14 protein-coding genes are annotated in these 22,551 nt (G+C 34.4%); all 14 read right to left on the bottom strand.

The window, feature by feature from the left end:
- Positions 1 to 403: 403 nt before the first annotated feature.
- The 14 genes from ACO05S_RS13600 to ACO05S_RS13535 all read right to left on the bottom strand — a co-directional run bounded on the left by ACO05S_RS13600 (position 404) and on the right by ACO05S_RS13535 (position 22,535).
- On the bottom strand, positions 404 to 1,975 hold the full coding sequence (locus ACO05S_RS13600) for a DUF4369 domain-containing protein (RefSeq protein WP_421918554.1): 1,572 nt from the start codon (positions 1,973 to 1,975) through the stop codon (positions 404 to 406).
- Positions 1,976 to 1,993: 18 nt separating this feature from the next.
- The gene (locus ACO05S_RS13595; protein ID WP_421918553.1) at positions 1,994 to 3,676 is read right to left on the bottom strand and encodes a S1C family serine protease; all 1,683 of its coding nucleotides are present in this window, start codon (positions 3,674 to 3,676) and stop codon (positions 1,994 to 1,996) included.
- Positions 3,677 to 3,782: 106 nt separating this feature from the next.
- Positions 3,783 to 5,150 (bottom strand): TlpA family protein disulfide reductase, encoded by a 1,368-nt coding sequence (locus ACO05S_RS13590; RefSeq protein WP_421918552.1) that lies wholly within the window; start codon positions 5,148 to 5,150, stop codon positions 3,783 to 3,785.
- Between the two features lie 136 nt (positions 5,151 to 5,286).
- Positions 5,287 to 6,696: a TlpA family protein disulfide reductase gene (locus ACO05S_RS13585; RefSeq protein WP_421918551.1), complete on the bottom strand. Its 1,410-nt coding sequence runs from the start codon at positions 6,694 to 6,696 to the stop codon at positions 5,287 to 5,289.
- Between the two features lie 79 nt (positions 6,697 to 6,775).
- Positions 6,776 to 8,197: a redoxin family protein gene (locus tag ACO05S_RS13580; protein ID WP_421918550.1), complete on the bottom strand. Its 1,422-nt coding sequence runs from the start codon at positions 8,195 to 8,197 to the stop codon at positions 6,776 to 6,778.
- An 83-nt stretch (positions 8,198 to 8,280) separates the two neighbouring features.
- Positions 8,281 to 9,714: a TlpA family protein disulfide reductase gene (locus ACO05S_RS13575; RefSeq protein ID WP_421918549.1), complete on the bottom strand. Its 1,434-nt coding sequence runs from the start codon at positions 9,712 to 9,714 to the stop codon at positions 8,281 to 8,283.
- Positions 9,715 to 9,783: 69 nt separating this feature from the next.
- Positions 9,784 to 11,211: a TlpA family protein disulfide reductase gene (locus ACO05S_RS13570; RefSeq protein WP_421918548.1), complete on the bottom strand. Its 1,428-nt coding sequence runs from the start codon at positions 11,209 to 11,211 to the stop codon at positions 9,784 to 9,786.
- 72 nt (positions 11,212 to 11,283) lie between these two features.
- A complete protein-coding gene (locus ACO05S_RS13565) occupies positions 11,284 to 12,720 on the bottom strand; it encodes a TlpA family protein disulfide reductase (protein WP_421918547.1) in 1,437 nt (478 codons plus the stop codon).
- Between the two features lie 52 nt (positions 12,721 to 12,772).
- Entirely contained in the window at positions 12,773 to 13,708 is a 936-nt protein-coding gene (locus ACO05S_RS13560; RefSeq protein ID WP_421918546.1) for a hypothetical protein, read from the bottom strand.
- A 174-nt stretch (positions 13,709 to 13,882) separates the two neighbouring features.
- Positions 13,883 to 15,445: a PKD-like family lipoprotein gene (locus ACO05S_RS13555; protein WP_421918545.1), complete on the bottom strand. Its 1,563-nt coding sequence runs from the start codon at positions 15,443 to 15,445 to the stop codon at positions 13,883 to 13,885.
- Between the two features lie 19 nt (positions 15,446 to 15,464).
- Complete coding sequence (locus ACO05S_RS13550) at positions 15,465 to 16,145, bottom strand: DUF4843 domain-containing protein (protein ID WP_421918544.1); 681 nt, start codon at positions 16,143 to 16,145, stop codon at positions 15,465 to 15,467.
- An 11-nt stretch (positions 16,146 to 16,156) separates the two neighbouring features.
- Complete coding sequence (locus tag ACO05S_RS13545) at positions 16,157 to 17,779, bottom strand: RagB/SusD family nutrient uptake outer membrane protein (protein ID WP_421918543.1); 1,623 nt, start codon at positions 17,777 to 17,779, stop codon at positions 16,157 to 16,159.
- Between the two features lie 10 nt (positions 17,780 to 17,789).
- Positions 17,790 to 21,050, bottom strand: a complete 3,261-nt coding sequence (locus tag ACO05S_RS13540) for a SusC/RagA family TonB-linked outer membrane protein (RefSeq protein ID WP_421918542.1) — start codon at positions 21,048 to 21,050, stop codon at positions 17,790 to 17,792.
- A 345-nt stretch (positions 21,051 to 21,395) separates the two neighbouring features.
- Complete coding sequence (locus ACO05S_RS13535) at positions 21,396 to 22,535, bottom strand: FecR family protein (protein ID WP_421918541.1); 1,140 nt, start codon at positions 22,533 to 22,535, stop codon at positions 21,396 to 21,398.
- Between the last annotated feature and the right edge of the window lie 16 nt (positions 22,536 to 22,551).

The following is a 22,551-nucleotide window of genomic DNA, read 5'->3' as shown; positions in this document are numbered from 1 at the left end:
ATCCCCTCGGTCAAATTTCGAACTCAATTTGAAAAAAGCACCCAATAATTGACTTCCCAATGCATCCCCTGACTTCATTTTCTATCTTAATCGAAAAAAGTACAATCTCAATTTATTGTTTTACCATCCCCATTGAAAAAAGTACGATCTCAATTCGATTTTTTATGCCAATAATTGATCAAATAGATATTCCACTTGGTATTTTCTCTATCTCAATTGATTATTTTATGCTCTCAATTGCTACCCCACATTACAACATGCAAAAAGGAGCAAGCCACCTTACCTGCTTGCTCCTTGGAACTAATCACATGACTTTTTTCTTTGTACAATTATTTTAAGAAAAAAATCCTTAACTACTCGTTTAAAATTTGAAAACAGTTGTTCTATTTTTAACCTCTAATTATTAAAATGAAACACACTTCACAATACCTTTATCAGGAGAAGCTAAATACAAATTGTCTTTTCCATCCACTGCCATGGGAATATAATTACAACCTTTAACCAGTTCTTCTACCCCTTCTACCTCGCTTGCTCCTTCTTTGCTGTATACTTTAATTCTGGTAGGTGATTTTTCAACCGTAACAATACCTCCATTTGATAAAGAGGCAACATTTACCGGATTACAACACCCATGAAAATCGTTAAGGGTTCTTCCTCTTTGCCCAAATCCAAATTTGATGTCACCTTTCGAATCATAAACATCAACACTAAATCCTCCTAAGTTTGCCACTATAAGTTCATTCTTGGTTGAAATATCAATGTCTAAAATATGACAACAAGGTCTAACGTTATTAATGATTGAAACAATTTTCTCACTTTTGGGATCCAGTACAATTACTTTTCTACCTATACTTGATGCCAAAAACAGTTTTCCTTGTGCAATTTTCGCACCTGAAACATTATTTATGCCTGCAACACGAAACTGTTTTTGTATCTCACCCTTGCTATTCAGGAGGGTATAGTTTGAATGCGAATTGCTTTTTCTTGTTGACACTTTCCCTCTATGTTTATATTTAATTTCTTTTTTTACGTTTGTCAGCACATGTATTTGTGCATCTTCATCAACGCATATGCTAGCAGCATCGCCTTCGGCATCCACTTTAAGTGAATTAATAAGTTTACCCTGCTTGTTAATAAACAGAATTTGTTTCTCTTTTGTTAACGCACAAATTGTTTGCTCATCAAATTTGCTCAGGTAAGCGATGTCTTTAAAGTTTGCCCCTTTAAAAAGCGGATCCACTTTGTAATTAATATTGGAAGCATCTTTTACAAAAGTCTCCAAACTTACATTTGATTTTGAATCATAATTCAGTTTTTCTAAAAATAACTTTCCTTCGTAAGAGTTCTTCAATTCCTCAGGCAATAAGGCAAAGGTTCGTTTCTGATTTTCTATGTGCTTATCTTTTGAAAAAGATTTCATCATATCAAATACATACCTGGAAGGGTGTGCCAAAATATATTCCTGAATCAAAGAATCTCCGGTTGGTAAATTTCTTGGGTGCGAAAAATAACGAAAAGCACTTCGTACGTCTTTTAATGAAGTAATTTTTTTAGAGGTCTTTATACTCGAACTTGGGTCTTTCCCGGGATTGTTTAAATAATAAAAAAAATCCGACATGGCATCTAAGTATGGGCTGTTATGTATTTTAGCCTTATACAGCGTGTCAGCGTGCCCTGATAAAGTTAAGTGTGCATTTTCTGCAATTAAGTATAAACCAGCCAATCGATCCGGGATGCTTAGTGATACGTGTTGCAAATGAGGAAAATTGCCCTTAAATGTAAACTGACCATTTTCAATGACTGCTGTATCCAAATTCTCAGAGCTTTTAAAAGCCCTCATGGTTATAATGCCACTATCGATACCTTGCAGGGTGCCACTTAATGTAAATTTTGCTTCTTGTTTTTTTCCAACATTACCACAGGAAGCTACAATGAGCAAAACTGTAAGATAGGCTATTAACTTTTTAATTTTCATTTGATCAATTTTTACTTATTAGTTTATATTTTTTGATTGGTTGATAATTTTGTTTGCAGTTTTAAATACATGTAGGGAAGGTATTGCGTATGATATCACCCTGGATTTTCTGGCGATATTTATTCCAAGAACATCTCCGTTGAGATTGATTACAGGTGTTCCTGCCTCGTTTAACTTAATAGGCATATCATGACCAAAAACCAGCGGGAAACCACGTCTACGCTTGTGGAGTGGTATTAAAAAAGAAGTGACTCTGTCAAATTCATCAAAATAATCGCCCAAGCGTACTTTAAGGTTTATTTGCTGGTTGTTGCGCAAAATGCTTACGGATATAATTTGTCCCGGATACGTTTTGGAAAGAATTTCCATTAGCTCGTCATAATCCGATATCTCTTTGTTGTTAATAGATTGTATTTTGTCGCTGACTATAATTCCTGCTTTTTGTGCAGCCTGGTTTTTAAAGACTTTGCTAACCGCGGCGCTTTTATCAAAATAAACCCCAAAAAATCCTTTTACACTGTCCATTGGTTTACTGCTTTTGCCACATACCCCTGAATGATGGGCTTTGTTTTGATTGCCCACAGTGGCAATGATTGCCCCAAGCTTTGCATCGTTTGCCTTGTTCAAGTCGATCCAAGGGTAGGACTTGTTGCCAGGTAATTTTAGAATAGCCAGATCGTTTGGGAGGTCAAAGCCAATTAACTCAGCAGTGTCTTTCTCTCCATTGTATTGTTCAACAACTACTTTATCGGATTGCAGCAAGGAATATTTTGTAACCAAATATCCATCGGGGCTAATTATTGTTCCCATCGAATTAAAATCACTGCTTGAACCTAAATAAATTTTAACAACCGATTTCCTTGTTTTTTCAAGCTGTTTTTTAAAAGCCATGTTCATGCTTTTTTTACCATGTGTAAGCACAAATTTTTTGTTTGCTGACTCGACAGGTGTATATTCTTTGCTAAAATCGTGTTTGCCTTCAATAACAATACCCTTCATCATGTTCTCCCAGTATTTCTCTATCGTTTCGGTGGTAACATAGTAGTTGTCGTCAATATTCTGGTAGGTGTTATAGCTACAAATACCAATTACTTCTCCGTCCATATTAAAAAGTGGTCCACCAGAATCACCCGGTTTCATGTTGGCACTGGTTCTTAGATATCCGTTTACGGATTTGCCACTTACAAATCCTAACCTGATATGCGGTTTGCGCTTTGTTTTGGTGATTTCTGAGTAGCCAACCATTACACAGGCTTCACCTCCGACCATCTGAGAAGTTTTCCCAATTTTTGCAAAGGGTAAGTCTTTTGCTCCCTGTATTTTAAGAAGTGCACAGTCTAACTTTTCATTTCTTCCTAGTATTTCAGGTTTGAATGTACGTCCGTCACTTAGCTCAACGATAGTTCCAGCTTTGGAAATATTTTTGGCAACATGCGCTGCTGTTAATATTAAACCATCCTCTGAAACAATTACACCAGTTGCACGATTATTAAAGTTTCCAATAATTACTGTTGCGCCCAGCATTTTTGTATAATTCTTTTGGATTCTTTTTTCAAGCTTGGCTACTTCCTTTTCAACACCAAGCTCATTTTGTATTTGTATGATATTGCTATGCTTTCCTGGTTTACTATTAGCTATAGCTGATAGTTGTATCCCAAAGTTTGAAACACTTAACAAAACCAAAATGAAATATTTAATCATGCTTTTTTGTTTAAAAAAATACACGTTCTACTGAAGTTTATTGATTCGTTCATTTTCTCTGTCTTATATAAACTCTAGCCTAAATAAAGTTGGTAGAACTCCTCCATTACAATCCTAATCCATCAAAAACTTCAATCAATTTTGGATTCGAAGGGCGGGGTGCATAGCCATCCACTAAATGACCATCGGGACCTATTAGTAGGAAATGAGGTATGGATTTAACTCCAAATTGCTCTAGAAAAGGAGAATTTGTTCGCTGGTCGGAAATCAATTGGATACCGTTCAGATTAAGATTTTCAATTTTTTCTCTCCATTTGTCGGTGTTGCGCAAATCATCAACCGAAATGGAAACAAACTCAATATTTCTTCCATGATATTTTTGCTCTATGGTATCTAAGTACGGCATTTGTCTAATACAAGGTGCACACCAGCTTGCCCATATATCAATGTAAACGTATTTGCCTTTAAAGTCTTCGAGCGAAACCATTTTACCATCGTATGATTTGTAGGTAAACGATTCCAATTTTTTACCAGGAGCAATTTGCTGGTAAGCCTCTTCAACAATTTGTTTGGCTCTTGGGTCTGTAGCATTAGAAATTAAGAATTCATAGGCTTCCTTACGAACATCGCTTCTCAACATACTAAGGCGTGAAGAAACAATTACATGATCCTTTATCAAGTCATTTTTCAGCTTACTAATCGCAGAAATACCTGCTTTTCCATAACACTCCCCATTGTGTTTGTAATATTTATAATACAAAGTGTCATATATGTCTCTTAACACATAACGACGAAAATCCATTGAATAATTAAACGCCTCCATGTCATCCATTTTTAAATCTTTAATTTTTGATTTAAACTTGTCGGAAAGAACACGATCCTTATATATCGAAAGAATCTCTTTGCGGTAGTTCTGGTATTTAATACGGATATCATTTTCAACCCTAATTATCTGTTGTCTGCGTAAATCGGCATCACTAATCAGCGTGTCAACCATAGCAAGTACATTTGCTTTTAGTGCCTCAATTTCTGCAATGTATTCATCTTCGGTATAAAGCTGGTACAAATACTTTTTCTTCAAAGGCTTTTCTATTTCTATTAACTTATTAGCGTATTCACCCAATGTTCCACCGCAGCTTAATGCCTCTTCCAATGGTTTATTAAAATCAACAAATACTTCTAAATTTTCGCCTGGTTTCAGTAGGATCACTTGCTGTTGCATCTTGCCAATCGTAATAGAACAATAAACAGGTTCTGAAAGTGGAATTTCTTTTTGGAAGGAACCATCTTTTTGAATGGGGATACTTTCATGTATGAAGCCATGGTGCAAATAAACATGGCTTGGCACTTTTTTATTCAATTTTTCCAGTCCCTTTATCGTTCCGGAAACTGTTACATTTTCACTTACTTTTTGACAGCTAAAACTTATTAAGCTAACTATTATCAATACAGATAATATTCCAATATTTTTCATCTTATTTAATATTAAATTATTTATTGGTTTAAGCTGCCTACCCACTAGGCAGACTGGAAACCTCCATGAATTTCCCATATGCATATATGGCTGATGTTGTATCATGGCTATTCTATTATATTCTTTTAAATGAGATTTAGTTTAGTTTCAGTGTGTCAAAAAGCTCTTTTAATAAAGCCTCGTCTGAAGGCTTTGGTGTGTCAGGATGTACCACATTGCCTTTAGGGTCGAATAATATAAAATGAGGTATTCCTGTAATTTTAAAATGTTCCAGAAAATCGATGTGATTTTTGTTGTAATGATCCATGACCAATTGCACCCCTCCAAGCTCCATCTTTTTTACCATGCCTTTCCATTTGTCTACTGCATTTGGTTTATCAATGGACATGCTCACAAATTCAATATTTTTACCGTGATATGCCTTTTCAAGTTCTTTCAGGTAAGGCACCTGCGCTTTGCACGGACCGCACCAGGTAGCCCAAAGGTCAAGGAATACATATTTCCCTTTAAAATCAGACAAGTTTACATATTCATCGTTTAAATCCTTCATATTATTTAAGGGTGGATACGCATTTCCCATATTAATTGATGAAATAGAATCATACTTTGATTGAAGATCCTTGGTAAAATCTACATCATCAACATTCTTAAGCACATACTTTAAATATTTTTCAGACGAGGGCATTTTACTAAGTGCAAATCTTGACATCATTTTAATTAAGAAGTCTTTTGTATCGTGATAATCGATACCCTTAATAATATTCTTTTGAGCTTGAAACACTGATATTTTCTTTGCTTTAGCCATTTGCAAATACTGTAACTCAAATGCTTTTGAAATGCTAAATTTTTTATGTGCCGAGAATGGAATATTTAAATTATAGCTTAAAAATTCGTCGTAAAAATTATCAGGTAATTGAGTGTTATACCCCATAAAACCAGATACTATTGGAAACTGAACAAGTTGATTTAATTTATATTGAGCTAGTTTTTCTTTTTCAATTTTTGTAAAACCCGGTTCTAAATTCATTTCTTCGAGTAAAGCGCCAACCTGCTTTTCAATCGTATTCATTACATTCAAGTAATCAACTCCACTCAGTTTATAGATGTCTTCTTCTCCATAACTTTTTTGTATTCCTTTAGTGATCTGTGCTTTTTTAATTAAATAGGTATTTATATTGGTTATTCCTTCTCCAATAAAATGATAATCCCACATATGACGCGCTATTTCAACAATCACAACTTTAACTTTGATACCTGGTTTCAGGTAACAGGTTGTTTTAAGTTTGTACATGCCACTCATTTCAAAATATTCGGGTTTGTCAAGCGGGATGTCTCCTGAAAACTTTAAGTCGCTATCTGTATTAAAACTGAATCTTTTAAAATTTGATTTTACAAAACTGATACGCTGTTGGCGGTCACTTTTAATGGGTTTTATAACACCTTCAACCCTTACCGAATTTGGTGTTTGAGCAAAAGAAGTAATAAACTGTAAGCTCAGAAAAGCCAATAATATAACTGTTATCGTATGGATCTTTTTTATTTTCATGATTGTTTACTTTGAAGTGTCTTAATTGTTTAAAAAATTGTATTTGTTATGATATTCCTGTTTAATTTATAACTCAATTTTATTTTATCTCCTGCGAGTCGAATAGCTCTTTTAATAAGGCCTGATCTACTGGCTTTGGAGTGTTTGGATGTATGACATTACCATTGGGGCCAAATAATATAAAACGAGGAATTGTTTTAGCATTAAAATGTGCCAGAAAATCGGTATGTTTTTTATTGTTATAATCCATTATTAATTGTACTCCTCCAAGCTGCATGTCGTTCACCATTTGCTTCCATTTGTCAGTTGCCTTTGCTTTATCAATAGATAAGCTCATAAACACAATATTTTTATTGTGGTATTCCTTTTCCAATTTTTTCAGGTAAGGTATCTGTGCTTTGCAGGGACCACACCAGGTAGCCCAAAGGTCCAGAAATACATATTTTCCTTTAAAATCAGATAGATTTACATATTCATCATTTATAGTTTTTAGATTGTCTAATGATGGATATGCATCATCAGGTTTAATTGGTGGAATGGAATTATACTTTGATAGAAGATAGTCAGTGAAATCCTCATCATCTAGATTACTAACAATATAATTTAAATATTCTTTTGATGTAGGCATTCCTTTTAGCACAAACCTTGACATAGATTTGATCATAACGTTTCTTGTTTCTTTGAAATCTACACCCTCAATAATATTTTTTTGAACCTGAAATAATGAAACATTCCTTTTTTTAGCCTTATGCAAAGCCTGCAATTTAAACGCTTCTCTAATAACGGATCTATTTTCGCGAGTGAGAGGTGTATTTAAATTATAGGTTAAAAAATCATCGAAAAAGTTTTCGGGATATCCGGTATTAGTTCCAATGTAAGTAGCAAATGCATTGAATTTAATAAGCTTGTCTAATTTTTCCTCAAGCAGTTTTTCTTTTTCAGCATTTATATATTCAGGTGCTAATTTCATTTCTTCAAGCAAAGTTTCAAGCTGCGATTTAATTTTAACCATCGTTTCCAGATATTCAGTGGCACTTAATCTTAAGATGTCTTTCCCTTTGCTTTTTTCTATTTTTTCAATGATTTGTGCTTTTTTACTGACATAATAATTGATGTCGACAATTTCACCTTCTCCAATTAAATGAATATCCCAAACTCTATCACCTATTTCAATAATTTCTATTTTAGCAGTTGCCCCTGGTATTAGGTATAACTTTTTTTTAATCTTGTACATACCAACCATCTCAACATAATCAGGTTTGTCAAGTGGTATTTCCCCTGAAAACTTTAAGGTACTATCTGCCGTAATGCTGACTTTTTTGAAATTTGATTTTGTAAAACTAATACGCTGTTGAGCCTTACTTTTAATGGGTTTTATGATACCTTCAACCCATACAGAATTTGGTGTTTGAGCAAAAGCTGATGTAATTTGCAAGCCGCAAATAAGCAATAATACAAATATACCTTTATAAGGTTTTTCTAACGTTTTCCATGTTTCCATGATCGTTTATTTTGAAGTTCCCTGGTTATTTTTTCAAAATTATTCAGTGCCTTGTTATGGGCATTTATTTATAAGAAATGTGCTTATTTTATATCCAATGTATCCAATAGCTCTTTCAGTAAAAAATCTTCTGAAGGTTTAGGATTGTCTGTATGTATCAGCTTGCCTTCCGGATCAAATAATACAAAACGAGAAATGCCTTTAAGGCTTATATATTTCAGAAAATCTGTATGTTCTTTTTTGTCACGATTTATTATTAATTGGAGTCCTCCAGGCTTTATCTTTTTCACCAATCTCTTCCATTTTTCAACTGATTTTACAGCGTCAATAGATAAACCCACAAACGCAATGTTTTTATTGTGATATACCTTTTCTAGTTTTTTAAGGTAAACCATCTCCTTTTTACACGGACCACACCAGGTAGCCCAAAAACCAAGAAATACATATTTCCCTTTAAAATCTGATAAATTAACATACTCATCGTTAATGGTTCTTAAACTATCCAACGGCGGATATGAGTCACCCAATTTAATTGATGAAAATTCCTTGTAAGTGGACTCAATACTTTTGGTGAACTCTTTATCATCAAGATTATTTACTATATAATTTAAATATTCTTTAGGCGAGGGCAACATATAGCGTGTGTATCTTGCCAAAGATCGGATCATGAAATCCCTTGTTTCTTTGAAATCTATACTTTCAATTATTTTTTTATGAGCGTGGAACAATGAAACATTCTTTGTTTTATGCATATGTATAGCCTGCAATTCAAAGGCTTTTTTAACAATGGCTTTTTTAAAGTTGGTAAGTGGAGTATTTAAATTGTAGCTTAAAAAACCATCATCAAAATTTTCGGGCAATTGAGCGCCACTCATTACAAATTCGCTTTCTGAATGAAACCTAATAAGCATTTGCAACTTTTCTTCTTCCAGTTTTTGCTTTTCAGTATTTGTAAATTCCCGTTCTAATTTCATTTCTTTCAGCAAACCCCCAACCTGTGTTTCAATAGTATTGGCTGCATTTAGAAATTCAGTTCCATTCAATTTATAGAAATTGTAGACTTTGCCTTTTCTTTTTATTATTTCTTCGATGGTATGTGCTTTTTTAGCAAGGTAAGCGTTGATGTCGGTTATTCCATCTCCAATAAAACGAACTTCCCATTTACGGTCTGTATTTTCAATAATTTCAACCTTAACCTTTTTACCCGGTTTTAGATAGTGCTTTGCTGCATTAATTCCGCACTTCCTGCAATTAAATTCAACATACTCTGGCTTATCAAGGCTTAAGTCTCCTGAAAACCTTAAGTTGCTATCTACATCAAATTTAACCCTCGGGGAACCAATAAGCCTAAAATAAATATCAACCTGTTGCAAATTACTCTCAATGGGTTTTATAATACCTTCAATCCTTACGGAATTTGATGATTGGGCAAAAGAAGATGTAATTTGCAAGCTCGAAAAAACCAATAATATGAATATGAAATTGTAAAGTTTTCCTGTCATTTTGCATATTTCCATTGTATTTTACTTTTAAGTTTCTTATTTATTATTTCAACTATACAGTGTCTTATTCTTAGCATTTTTTTATTAAGATTGTGCTTGTTTTAGTTCTAATGAATCCAATAAGCTTTTCAGTAAAAAATCATCTGAAGGCTTTGGAGCATAAGAGTGTATTAGCTTGCCATTGGGTTCAAACAATAAAAAACGAGAAGCCCCTCTAAGCTTTATATATTTTAAAAAATCTGTATGTTCTTTTTTGTTACGATTTATTATTAATTGTACTCCTCCAGGTTTTGAACCTTTGATCATTTTCTTCCATCTTTTTTCTGATCTTGCACCATCAATAGATAAACCCACAAAAGCAATGTTTTTATTGTGATATAGCTTCTCTAGTTTTTTCATATAAACCAACTCCTTCAAACACGGACCGCACCAAGTTCCCCAAAGGCCAAGCAATACATATTTCCCTTTGAAATCCGATAAATTAACATACTCGTCGTTAATCGTTTTTAAACTATCTAAAGGTGGATATGAATCATCCATTTTAATTGATGAAATGCTTTCACTGATCGATTGTAAATCGCTGGAGTAACTTTTATCGTTTATATTATCAACCATAAATTTTAAATATTCCTTAGATGAGGGATCTCTATACAATGTATATTTATACATTGATCGGATGATAAAGTCCCTTGTTTCTTTGTAAGTAACACCTTCAATAATATTTTTATGAGCCTGGAACAATGAAACATTCTTTGTTTTATGCATATGTATAGCCTGCAATTCAAAGGATTTTTTAATAATGGATTTTTTTAAGTCAGCAAGTGGAGTATTTAAATTATAGCTTAAAAAACCATCATCAAAATTTTCGGGCAATTGAGCGCCACTCATTATAAATTCGCTATTTGTAGAGAAACTGATAAGCATTTGCAACTTTTCTTCTTCCAGTTTTTGCTTTTCAGCATTTGTAAATTCCGGTTCTAATTTCATTTCTTTCAGCAAATTCCCAGCCTGTGCTTTAATCGTATTGGCTTTTTTTAGAAATTCAGATCCGTTTAATTGATAGATGTTTTTCTCCTTGCTTCTTTTTATTTTTTCAACAATTTGTGCTTTTTTAGCGAGGTAAGTGTTGATGTCGGTTATTCCATCTCCAACAAAACGAACTTCCCATTTACGATCTGTATTTTCAATAATTTCAAGCCTAACCTTTATTCCTGGTTTTAGATAACACTTTGCTGACCTAATACCGCACTTCCTGCTAGTAAATTCAACATAGTCCGGTTTGTCAAGTGGCAAGTCTACTGAAAAGCTTAAATTGCTATCTACCTCAAATTTAACCCTCTGCGAACTAATAGGCTCAAAATTAACATCAACCTGCTGAAAATTATCTTTAATAGGCTTTATGATACCTTCAATTCTCACAGAATTTGATGATTGAGCAAAAGAGGATGTAAATTGCAGCCCTACAATAAATAATAATGTGAATATTGCGATATAAAATTTTCCTGTTTTCATGACTATTTAATTTGATGTTTCTTATTTTTTATTTCAATATTATGCTGTGTCTTATTATGGGCATTTTGATTATTAGAAGTTTACTAAGTTTACATCAAGCGTATTAAATAGCTCTTTCAATAAAAATTCATCTGAAGGCTTTGGGGCATAAGAGTGTATTAGTTTGCCATTAGGGTCAAATAATAAAAAACGATAAATCCCAATTTTCTTTATATGTGCCAGAAAATCTGTATGTTCTTTTTTATTCCTATTTATCATTAATTGAACTCCTCCGGGCTTTAGATCTTTCACCAGTTTCTTCCATCTTTCTGTATTTGTTATGCCATCTTTTGATAAACCCACAAAAACAATGTTTTTATTGCGATATTCCTTCTCGAGTTTTCTCAGGTAAACCATCTCCTTTTTAATCGGTTCCATCCAGGTAGACCAAAGGCCAAGAAATACATATTTCCCTTTGAAATCCGATAAATTGACATACTCGTCGTTAATAGTTTTTAAACTATCTAAAAGCGAATATGAATCATCAATTTTTACTGATGATATGATCTCATAAGTGGTCTTAACACCATTGGCAAGCTCTTTATCATCAATATTATTAATTATAAATTTTAAATGTTCTTTCGTTGATGGCAACCTATAACGTGTATATTCTGACAAAGATCGGATCATGTAGTTTCTTGTTTCTTTGTAATCAATACCTTCGATAATGTTTCTTTGAGCTTCGAATAATGTAATATTCTTTGTTTTAAATAGATGTATAGCCTGCAATTCAAATGCTTTTTTAACAATGGCTTTTTTAGCGGGGGTAAGTGGGGTATTTAAATTATAACCTATAAAACCATCATCAAAATTTTCGGGCAATTGAGCCCCACTCATTACAAACTCGCTATTCGAAGAAAATCTGGTAAGCATTTGCAACTTTTCTTCTTCCAGTTTTTGCTTTTCAGTATTTGTAAATTTCGGTTCTAATTTCATTTCTTTCAGCAAATCCTCAACTTGTGTTTCAATAGTATTGGCTGTTTTTAGAAACTCAGATCCGTTTAATTGATAAATGTTTTTCCCCTTGCTTCTTTTTATTTTTTCAACGATTTGTGCTTTTTTACCAAGGTAAGAGTTGATATCGCTTATTCCATCTCCAATAAAACGAACTTCCCATTTACGGTCTGTGTTTTCAATAATTTCCAGCTTAACCTTTATACCTGGTTTTAGATAGAACTTTGCTGACCGAAATCCGCACTTTCTGCTGGTAAATTCAACATAGTCTGGCTTTTCAAGACTTAAGTCTCCTGAAAACCTTAAGTTGCTATCTACCTCAAATTTAACCCTTGGAGAATTAGTCCTAAAATAAATATCGACCTGTTGCAAATTGCTCTCAATGGGTTTTATAATACCTTCAATCCTAACAGTATTTGGTGTTTGAGCTATAGATGATGTTATTTGCAAGCCCCCAATAACCAATAATGTAACTATTGCTATATAAAGTTTCCCAATTGCTTTGGGTATTTTCATGATAATGTATTGTTTATACTTTTTCAAGTTCTCTTATTGTTTTTTCCCTTGGTTATTCAGTGCCTTCTTCGACTTTTTTGCTATTTGCCGAATTGCTTTTTATTACTATTATTTCAGCTTCAGTATGTTCACTGAGCATGCTTTCCATTCCTTTCAGATGTAATTGTCCTATAACTACTTTTAAGTCCTTTTTCTCGCTTTTAGCCTGTTTATAGATTTGAGCTATATTATTTGCAATGGTTTCATTCCTCCAGTTCACAGCAAAATCGTTAGTAAATCCAAGCTCTAAATCCTTGTTAAATGGTTGTTGGTTAAACTTTTGGTATAGTGTAAGGTCGGGCATGTATTTATATTGATCCTTCTTTTCTTGACCTAATTGGTAAAAAGCACCTGCCAGCTCTTTGCTTACGATTGAAAAAGCATAGTTGTAATTGAAAGCCTTGGAATTGACAAACTTCATCGAAAAGCTTTTTTCAGGAGTTGGTCCGTTGAGGTGTTTTAATTCTGAGTCTTTAGTCAGTATAATGAGGTCAATATTAAAAGCTACTTTTTCAGCATACTTATCTTTAAACGGCCGATCCATTAATTTCCAGGCATCAATAAAAATCGGGCTGTTCAAAAAACTTGTAATAAAATTAACCTTTTGAAGCCTGAACTGTCCGTCGTCCAGATTATTTAAGTACAGGTAAAAAAGCAAGCGAAACTTCATGGCCATAACCATGTCAAGTTCAAACTGATCCTCCACCCCAAATATCCTACTGGTTTTTATGCGTAACGAGTCTTTGCTTAAATCTTCTTTTAAAAATTCTTTCCCCTCCAGAGCCAGAAAAAAATCTCCCTTTTGGGCTTCTTGGGTAATCGCATTGCTTCGTATATTATCATCGGTATTATTATGCCTTTCTCCTACCAAATAGATTTTGCTTTGTGCATAACCTAGATTAACCATGAATATTAGGACAATAAAAAATAGGACGCTTTTAGTTTTCATGTTTTATAATTTATTTCTGATTGTTTGCTGCTACAGTCAATCCACAGGAAATGCATGAATGCACTGCAAACACTAATTATTCCCTTGCTTAATGTATTGTTGGTTTTTCTGTCTTTTTGAGGTTTCAGGAAACCCTATCTCAAATAGGATTTCCTGAAATAGGTTTAAAAATGTTTAATACATTTTATAATCAATATCAATTACGCGATCAGTTACATTCTCATAAGATTCAAGAAGAGTAACATTTTTATTGTCTTCGATGTCAATTTCATACACATAAACACTACCTGTTCCTTCGCTTCCTCCATAAGTGGCCACATACAAACGGTATGATTCCATTTTAGTAAAATCATCTCGTTGCGGAAGAGGTCTTATTTTTAATGCTGTAATTTGCTGACCCAAATTGCCTAAGTTGGTATTAGAATGTCCATTTGCATTATAAAACATCAGGTTATTTGCCTCGTCGGCATAATAAAAGCCATGAGCGTAATTTGAGAATGCAATTGGAGTATCTTCTGTAAAGATTGTTGATGTACCGGTTAAAACTTCCCTTAAAATTGGAGCATTACCCTTATACGAGACAAAAAGCTCAAATTCATCATCTTCATTTTTAACCAAAAAAGAAGTATTGTTTCTAAATTGGCCACCGGAATAACCCCAACCTGCATTAATTATATCAAAATTGAGATTGGTAGTAGAAGTTGGGAAAACTCCTGTTCGGAGATAGGGTGAATTTGGCGCTTCAAAACTTAAAAAACGTTTATTTAACTTGTCAAAATAGAATACTGATCCAGTACTTGCAGAAAAACCTTTGTGATAGAGATCAAATTCAGGTATATCCCCTTCTGCAATCGACTGAGGATATCCGAACTTAGAATTAATGTTTGAAGTGTAATCATATGTAATGGTATACACATGATTGTCCACTAAAGCATAACTACCTACATACGAAGCCCAGCCTTCAGAATATCTTCTAAAATAATAGTTATTATTGTAGGTTAATATACTTAAATCACTTTGATGAACCGTAGTGTAAGACTTGATTGATTCCATACTTGATGGGGGAAATGCAAATAAGTCTTTCGTTTCATGTATTTTGGTCATGGAGAAAGGATTCAGCATCACTCCACCCCTACTGTCTGCGCAAGTAATTTGTATATAGGTGGGGACATATATATCACTGGTAGGTGTAAATTTTATGGATAATCCATTTTCCCCAAGATCTTCACCATTGCTAGCAGCATATACATCATCATAAAGTTTTCCATCAAAACGGATATAATCTAATTTTGCAGTATTGTTCAATTCATTTAATAACAATACCCCATGTGCAAAGTCAGTTGAAACCTTTAATTCCGACACATTTCGTTTAAATACTTGTGTTTCATTATCAATTGCATAGAATTCTAGCTCGTAAGGCTTAAACTGAGGAAACAAACTAATTGGATAGTTTAAATTCTTCTCATAAGATAAAGTATCTGCTAAAACAGTAAAACCAATATCATCCCTTAAACGTGCAATCCACAAGTAACTTAGCTCTTTATTTCCCCTTTGGGTAATCTGAGGTTCTATAGTAAGCTGGTCGCCCACAATTTTTTCATAGAATGCATCAACTCCGGATATTGAGATCGAATCATTCTCGATTCCAATCCGGTTTAATTCTTGAATTCCGTATTCTTCACATGATATCCAAACCATGCTAATCAGTAAGAATACTATTATAATGTAATTTTTCATTTTTATTTCTTTTGAAATTTTACAAAGTTATTCTATTTCCATACTCATCATAAAATTCGTTCTCAACGAAATAGATTGTCATAGCCCTGACAACTGTACCTGTCAGGTATTCATAATTCGGACTGCCTCTCCTAAAATCTTCTGCTGGAGGAAACTCCTCCAAGCCGGTAATTTGGTAAAATACCCTGAGCTTAATTTCATGATAAGTTTTGTACGAATATGGCCAGGAGTCTGGTTTTACGGCTTGGTCGGTAATGTTAATTTTTAAATCTTGCTGGTTAACATTGCCTGCCTTTAAATCATTGCTGTCAGTTATTTTGAGATAAAGGGTACGTGTTTCGGTTTTTAAATAGTCTCGTTTAAAGAATTTAATATTGAACATGTCTGAAATTTCACCTCCAGAGATCGTAAAGTCATTATTTACAAGTACATAATCCCCATTTTCGCCCTCTACAGCCGATGTTGAATCAGCAACTACGGTAATGTTGTATTTCCTGTCATGTTCAACAGTTAGTCCTGTCAATAGGATATTGACATCCATTGTAATTTCATCCTCAGAAGTGGATACAAATGATTTTGTAACCGAATCTCTTTCTTCTTCAAAAAATACTGAGTCGTTTGCGCCATTATAATTCATAAACTCCTCGTTACAAGAAGATAATATAGAAATGGTAATTAAAATTATAGCAAAATATTTCATAGTATCAGATTTTAGAATCCCTGATCGGTAGGGATTGGAATAACATAAATTTCATCATCAACCTCGCGTATGGTAACTCCGTTGGTTCCCTTAAAAGTGTCTAAATTGAGTCGTTTGAAATAGTAAAACAATTGTCCCTCGGCAAGTAGTTCTTTTTTGTATTCTTTTTCTATTTCGTCTTGAAGCAGTTCTGCACTCGTAATATCATCAGCTGACAATGAAGGCATCACATTTGCCGATGCCCTTTGCATATTTAAATAATTTAGGCCTTCGTTTAGATCAGGGGCAGCTTCTGCAGCAATTAAATAGAGTTCGCTGAGCTTTAACAAGGGTAAATAACTTGGTACATTCTCATGAAGCAAATCCGGAAATTTTAAAAACCTAACACCAGAATTCTCTGTACTTTTGTAGAAGTTCTCAAATAAGCGATAATCTCTATCACCTGGATTGTCTGAGACAAAATCGAGCGTGTCGTTTATTTCTAAAAGATCTTCCCATATTAGCATTTTACCTGTTTTTCTTGATATTCTTGCATCATTAGTCCCATTCTCAGAAAAAAAGCTAGCGTATAGTTGGTATTCTTCTTCAGAGAGCCCATAGTTTCTATAGTTCCAGGGTAGAATGTCTTTACTTCGAATTAAATCGGCTTCGTATACACTTTCTAACTGGTAATACGTAATGTCCCTTCTGGTCTCAGTTATAAAATCTTTGGCGTATACACCATTTAATCCATTATAGGAGATACTTATAGCAAATACCCCCGTTAAAATCGGGTCTCTATAGTCTATAGCATTTGTAGGCAATCTAAAACGATCAGCTTCAATAACCTTTTTAGCATAAGTAAATGCTTCGTTCTTATTTCCGGCATATAATTGAACACGAGATAAAATACCCAGCACACTATAATAATTCATTCTGGCTTCACGGTTAAATCTAATCAAGCTGCTATTATGCAAATCCAAGAGGGTAGGCTTTGCATCAGGATCATCAATAAAAATTGGGTCGTGAACCTGTAGAAGGCTCTCAGCTGACTTTAAATCGGCTATTATTTTGTCCAAGACTTGATTGACAGTTAATCGTGGAAAATCCTGAAGCGAAAAGTTATCGACATAAGGAATTGCCGGAGATTCCGGATCTGAGATAACGGAAGGAGCAAACATCCGAAGCAGGTCGAAATGCAAGAATGCCCTAATGGCCATTGCTTCTGCTTTTACCATTTCCCGATTACCATCCGGGAATTCAATAGGAGATGCTTCAAGGTTTTCAAGTAAATTATTGCATTCAGCAATTGCGTTGTACATTGTTTCCCAAATACTTGTAAAGCGATCATGAGCAGTCATACCCGATTGCCCAAGCAAAGGCTCAAAATAGTCGTATCCCCTTATTCTGTAGCGAGTTCCACTATACGATTGTGCCAAATCTTCCAGGATATCATAAGTTAATGTTTTCCCATAAAGATTTTGCTGGTTCAGTTTTAGGTAAACTCCGTAAAGTACGTTGTAATATCCTGATTCTTCACTAAAAAGGTCTTCCTCCAAAATTTCCGTTTTTGGATCAATATCAAAATGATCCTCACAAGAGATCGGAATAACCAATGTGAATATGATAAATATGTAAATGATTTGTTTTTGCATGACCTAGGTATTAAAAGTTCATTCTTAAACTAAAATTATATGTTCGGGCGAATGGATAGATTGTTCCTCTTTCCTCCCTTATTGTAGATAGCCTGAACAAGTTATTGGTAACAGCCGAAATTGTGAGATGTCGTATAAATCCTAAGTTTTTTAAACTTTCCTGATTAAAATCATAGGAAACAGATAAAGAACCCAACGTTAAAAATGATGCATCTTGCAAGAAACGCGAAGATGCGTAAGTAGCAGCGATATCACTCACATCTTTGTAAAATGAGATGTCGCCAGGATTCCTCCAACGTTCATCAAAAGCCCTTGAGTCTACATTTGAGGAAACTAAACCAATATTTTCTACTTTTCCTAACACTGTTGAATTAAAGTTTTTCCCCCCAATTCCATATTGAAAACTACATCCTAATCGAAATGTTTTATAGCGAAAATTTAAACTCGCAGAACCTCTTAGATCGGGAGCTGTTTCGAAAGAAATAATCTCAGCATCAGTAAATTCAAAGGTTTGGTTGCCATTTTCGTCCAAAAACAATTCTTTTCCTGTTGCAGGGTCTATGCCTAGCGAATGTGCTATATATCTTACAGTAGTAGACTCATCTTCGTAAATTAATCTTAGCGGAGTTAAGTTTCTCTTGTTACTTAATTGGCTTTGGTTGTAATTGAAGTAGGTATCACCCAAATCTTTTAGTTTTTCCCAATTTCGATTGCCTGATAAACCAACTGAAACCTGAACAGAATTTTTATTGTAAAGCAATGACCTAAAGCTAAAATCCACCCCTTTATTTATTATTCCTCCCAGATTTATGGCATAGGAAGAAAACCCTGAATAAGAATGAATAGATTGATCAACAATAGCGTCGTCTGTAGTATTGTGATAATAGGATGCTGAAATATCAAACAGATTGTTAAACAAAGATGCATTAAAGCTTATATTTTTTTGCAATACCCTTTGCCATTTAAGGTTTGGGTTTCCAATACCACTTAACGAAGTTCCTACAACATTTCCTATATAATATTCGTTGGTATTATAGCTATATACTTGCAGAGCCTGATAAGCATTAAAAGAAGTTGAGCCCGTATTACCCACAGAGCCTCTTATCGATAGCCTCTCAACAAAGCCAAGGTTCTTAATAAAGGGTTCTTTATCTAGATTGTAACCCACACCAGCAGACCAGAAACCAGCCCAACGGTTGTTTGCTCCAAACTGAGAAGAAATATCGGTGCGATAAGAAAAATCAGCAAAATACTTGAATTTGTAATTATAACTGAATGTTCCCAATAAACCTAAAGTACGAAACAATTGACTTGAACCGCTAGGTCTGGTTCCCGTTTGATATTGAACAGCAAATTGAGGGTGCTCCAGTTTTGGCGAAGGAAACCCGGTTGCGATAAAACCATCACTCTCAGATTCCGATTCATCGTATTGCATGTTGGCATTAGCGTTTATATTATGGTATCCAAAAGCCTTAAAAAAGCTCAATCCTATTCTTGTGTTAAACGACTGAGTAGTATTATGATTAGATGAGTAAGAGCCTCTTTCTGCCGGATTTAAAATAGAATTAAAACCGGTATGTTTAGAAGGTAAAAATACCTCGGCATGGTTAATACTTTTTGCATACGAAACTCCCCCAGTTAATGCAAGACTCTTAATTAGTTGCCAACGCAACCTAAAATTTTCGTTAAACGATGTTGTCTTAGTTCTATTATAACCACCAATTGTAGTATTCCAAAGTGGATTAAGAACTGTTTCGTTCTGATCGTCTTCCAAGGCCATATTGTAAACAATATTACCGTCGTTGTCAACAGGGCTGTAATAAGGGTTCATGCTAACATATTGGCTAAAGGAAGAATGCAACGATTGCTCAGCTAAAACCTCGCCATAGTTAAAGTCGTTGCTTACTTGTATCTTATCGGTCCGGTAATTTAAAGTAACCCCACCAGAATATCTATCACGATCAGAACCTTTCATAACACCCTTTGTTGGATTGGCATTTAGGCTTATACGATAATTAAACTCATTGGCTCCACCGCTGATACCTAATGAGTGCCTTATGTTAGTTCCTGTTCGGGTTGGAATACGAAGCCAGTCGGTATCAATACCATCTGATATTTGGAATTGCTTACTGTTATATGAATCAGTATGCCGCCCTTCATATCCACGAATCAATTCCATTTCTAACTTTTCCTCAGCATTTAGCATATCGTAGTCCGATAAGTCTGGCTGTTGCACAATAGCTGATACTGCATAGTTTACCCTGAGCTTTCCAGCTTTAGGCCGAACAAGTTCAATAACAACAATACCATTGGATGAATTAGAACCATAAATGGCAGTTGCTGCTGCATCTTTTAATAAAGTAATCGATTCAATCTCAGAAGGTGCAAGATCCATCACATACTGTAGCGATTTTTGAAACCCATTAACCATGAATACAGGCGTATTCGGGTCACCTTCGTATACATCGGAAAGATTTGGAAGAGAACTGTTACCCCTAAGACGAATTTCAGGTAATCGATTAGGATCTGAGCCAAATTCTTCATTTTCCATAATTTGAAAAGATGGATCAATAACCTCCAACACTTGAAATATATTAATAGGATTAATTTCTTTAATTTGATCAGCTGTTACTTTTGTTGTTGCACCTGTAAAGGTTTCTTTGTTCCATGAAAATCCTAAACCAGTAACAATAACATCCTCTAACTGTGTATCAGACTCATTCATCACCACACTTATAACGGCTTGGGTGCCAACCATAATCTCTTTACTTTCCATCCCCACAAAAGAGAATACCAATACGGCTCCTTCTGAAACTGCTATTTCATAAATTCCATCATTATTGGTAGAAGTTCCTGTATATGTTCCTTTAATACGAACAGATACTCCTGGTAGGGCTAAGCCGTTTTTGTCGGTGACTTTTCCTTTAATCGTTTTGACATCTTGTTGTTGCTGTTGTTGATCGATTTCTTTCGCTTTTCGCTTAATCGTTACAACATCATCTTTTAACCTGTATTCCAAACTAGTATCTTCCAATAACTCATCCAGAATTTCACTTAAGGTAGCATCTTCCTTGTTTACAGTAACTTTATCGATTCCTTTTAAATCTTTGGTTTTGTAAACAAACACAATTCCCGATTCTTCCTGCAATTGCCAAAGCAAATCAGAAAGTTCCATTTCATTGACTTCAACACTTATTCTCCCATTCTGGGAATAAACACTTGCCGAAACCTGTAGAATCCCAATCAGCAGAAGTAGAACGGTAATTTTCATAACTCTTAGGATTTTAATCCTTTTCCGCATCAAGACACGGAAAGATTCTAAATTATTTTCCATAGATTTGTAATGATTAGATAATTTAATTGAACAATGGGTTATTTAATCTCAGGGAAATGATATTCGCAGTATCATTTCCCTCTTTTTATTTTATTTTTTTAGACTTAGGTTATATATGATCGATATGATTATCGCTGATTTTTCTGAATTGAAATCACCCCCTTTTCTTTTCCAGGTCTCTCCTAAAAAGCGAACTCCTCAATTAATATGTTATTATTATTTCACTCATTAAACTCTTCACTCACTCATCTTTGCACATCTAGCTCAGTTGAATCCCACACCTCACTTCACAATCAAAGCTTTGCCCTTGATATCAAATTGCACCGATTCAGTCATTTCAATATGCTCTAACAAATCCGAAATATCCGCATCTCGATTTAAGCTGAGTGAGAATCTTTCTTCCTGCAATTCCTGATTCTCAAAGAACACCTGTATATCGTACCATCTGCTTATGGTATGCAGAATATCCTCCAAACGCTGATCTTTGAATACAAACTTTCCATTCACCCAAGCTGAATAAATATCTGCATCAACTACTTTTTTTGTGATTTTTCCTGTCGCATTTTCAAATACCAACTGTTCATCCGGCCAAAGATCTTGGCTAATTTCATCGGTCTGAACTCTCACTCTTCCCTCATTCAAAGTTGCCACTGTGTAGGCTTCATCATTGTAAGCTCTTACATTGAACTTTGTTCCCAGAACTCTAACATCAGCATTTTCGGTTCTCACAATAAATGGTTGATCTGGATTTTTTTTTACCTCAAAATAAGCCTCACCACTTAGATCCACAATTCTTTTATTGCCATCGAAACGAGTATCAAATTCTAAAGTAGATTCTGAATTGACCCACACTACGCTACCATCGGCAAGCTGAATGCAATACTCTGCATTTCGCGGAACTCTTAACTTGTGAGAGCTCTTCTCAGTATTCTTGCTTTCTAAACCTGTATAGGAAATCCGATCTGCTTTGAGTTGCAAATTCGTCCCATTAAATGTCATTAAGGTATCCAATTGTCCCAATTCAATTCTATGCGTATTATCGATCTCTAGATATGCTTTGGACTGACCTGGAACCATTAAAGCCTCATGATGTTTTCTCTGGTAATCGTTGTAAATAAAGTAAGCCTGATAAGAAAGCAAACCAATTACTAAAATAGCCGCAACCGATGGCCAGTATTTTAACAATTGAATAACTTTAGTCTTTTTCTTCCCTTTTATTATACAACTCTCGATGTTCTTCCATACCAATTCTTCATCGAATTTTGCCTCTAAATCTGAACGCCATTCTGAATAGGAACCATTCCGAAGTGAATGAAGATCTTTTTTCTCCTCTTCATTCAATTCCAAAGAACCTAAACTATCATTCAAGATTGCTTTGGCCCATTCTTTTGCCTTATTTATGTATTTTTCAGCTGAATTCATTTAAGCAATATTTGTT

The sequence above is a fragment of the Marinifilum sp. genome (genome assembly GCF_965230805.1).
Lineage (GTDB): Bacteria > Bacteroidota > Bacteroidia > Bacteroidales > Marinifilaceae > Marinifilum.
This window is presented reverse-complemented; position numbering and strand designations above follow the sequence as displayed.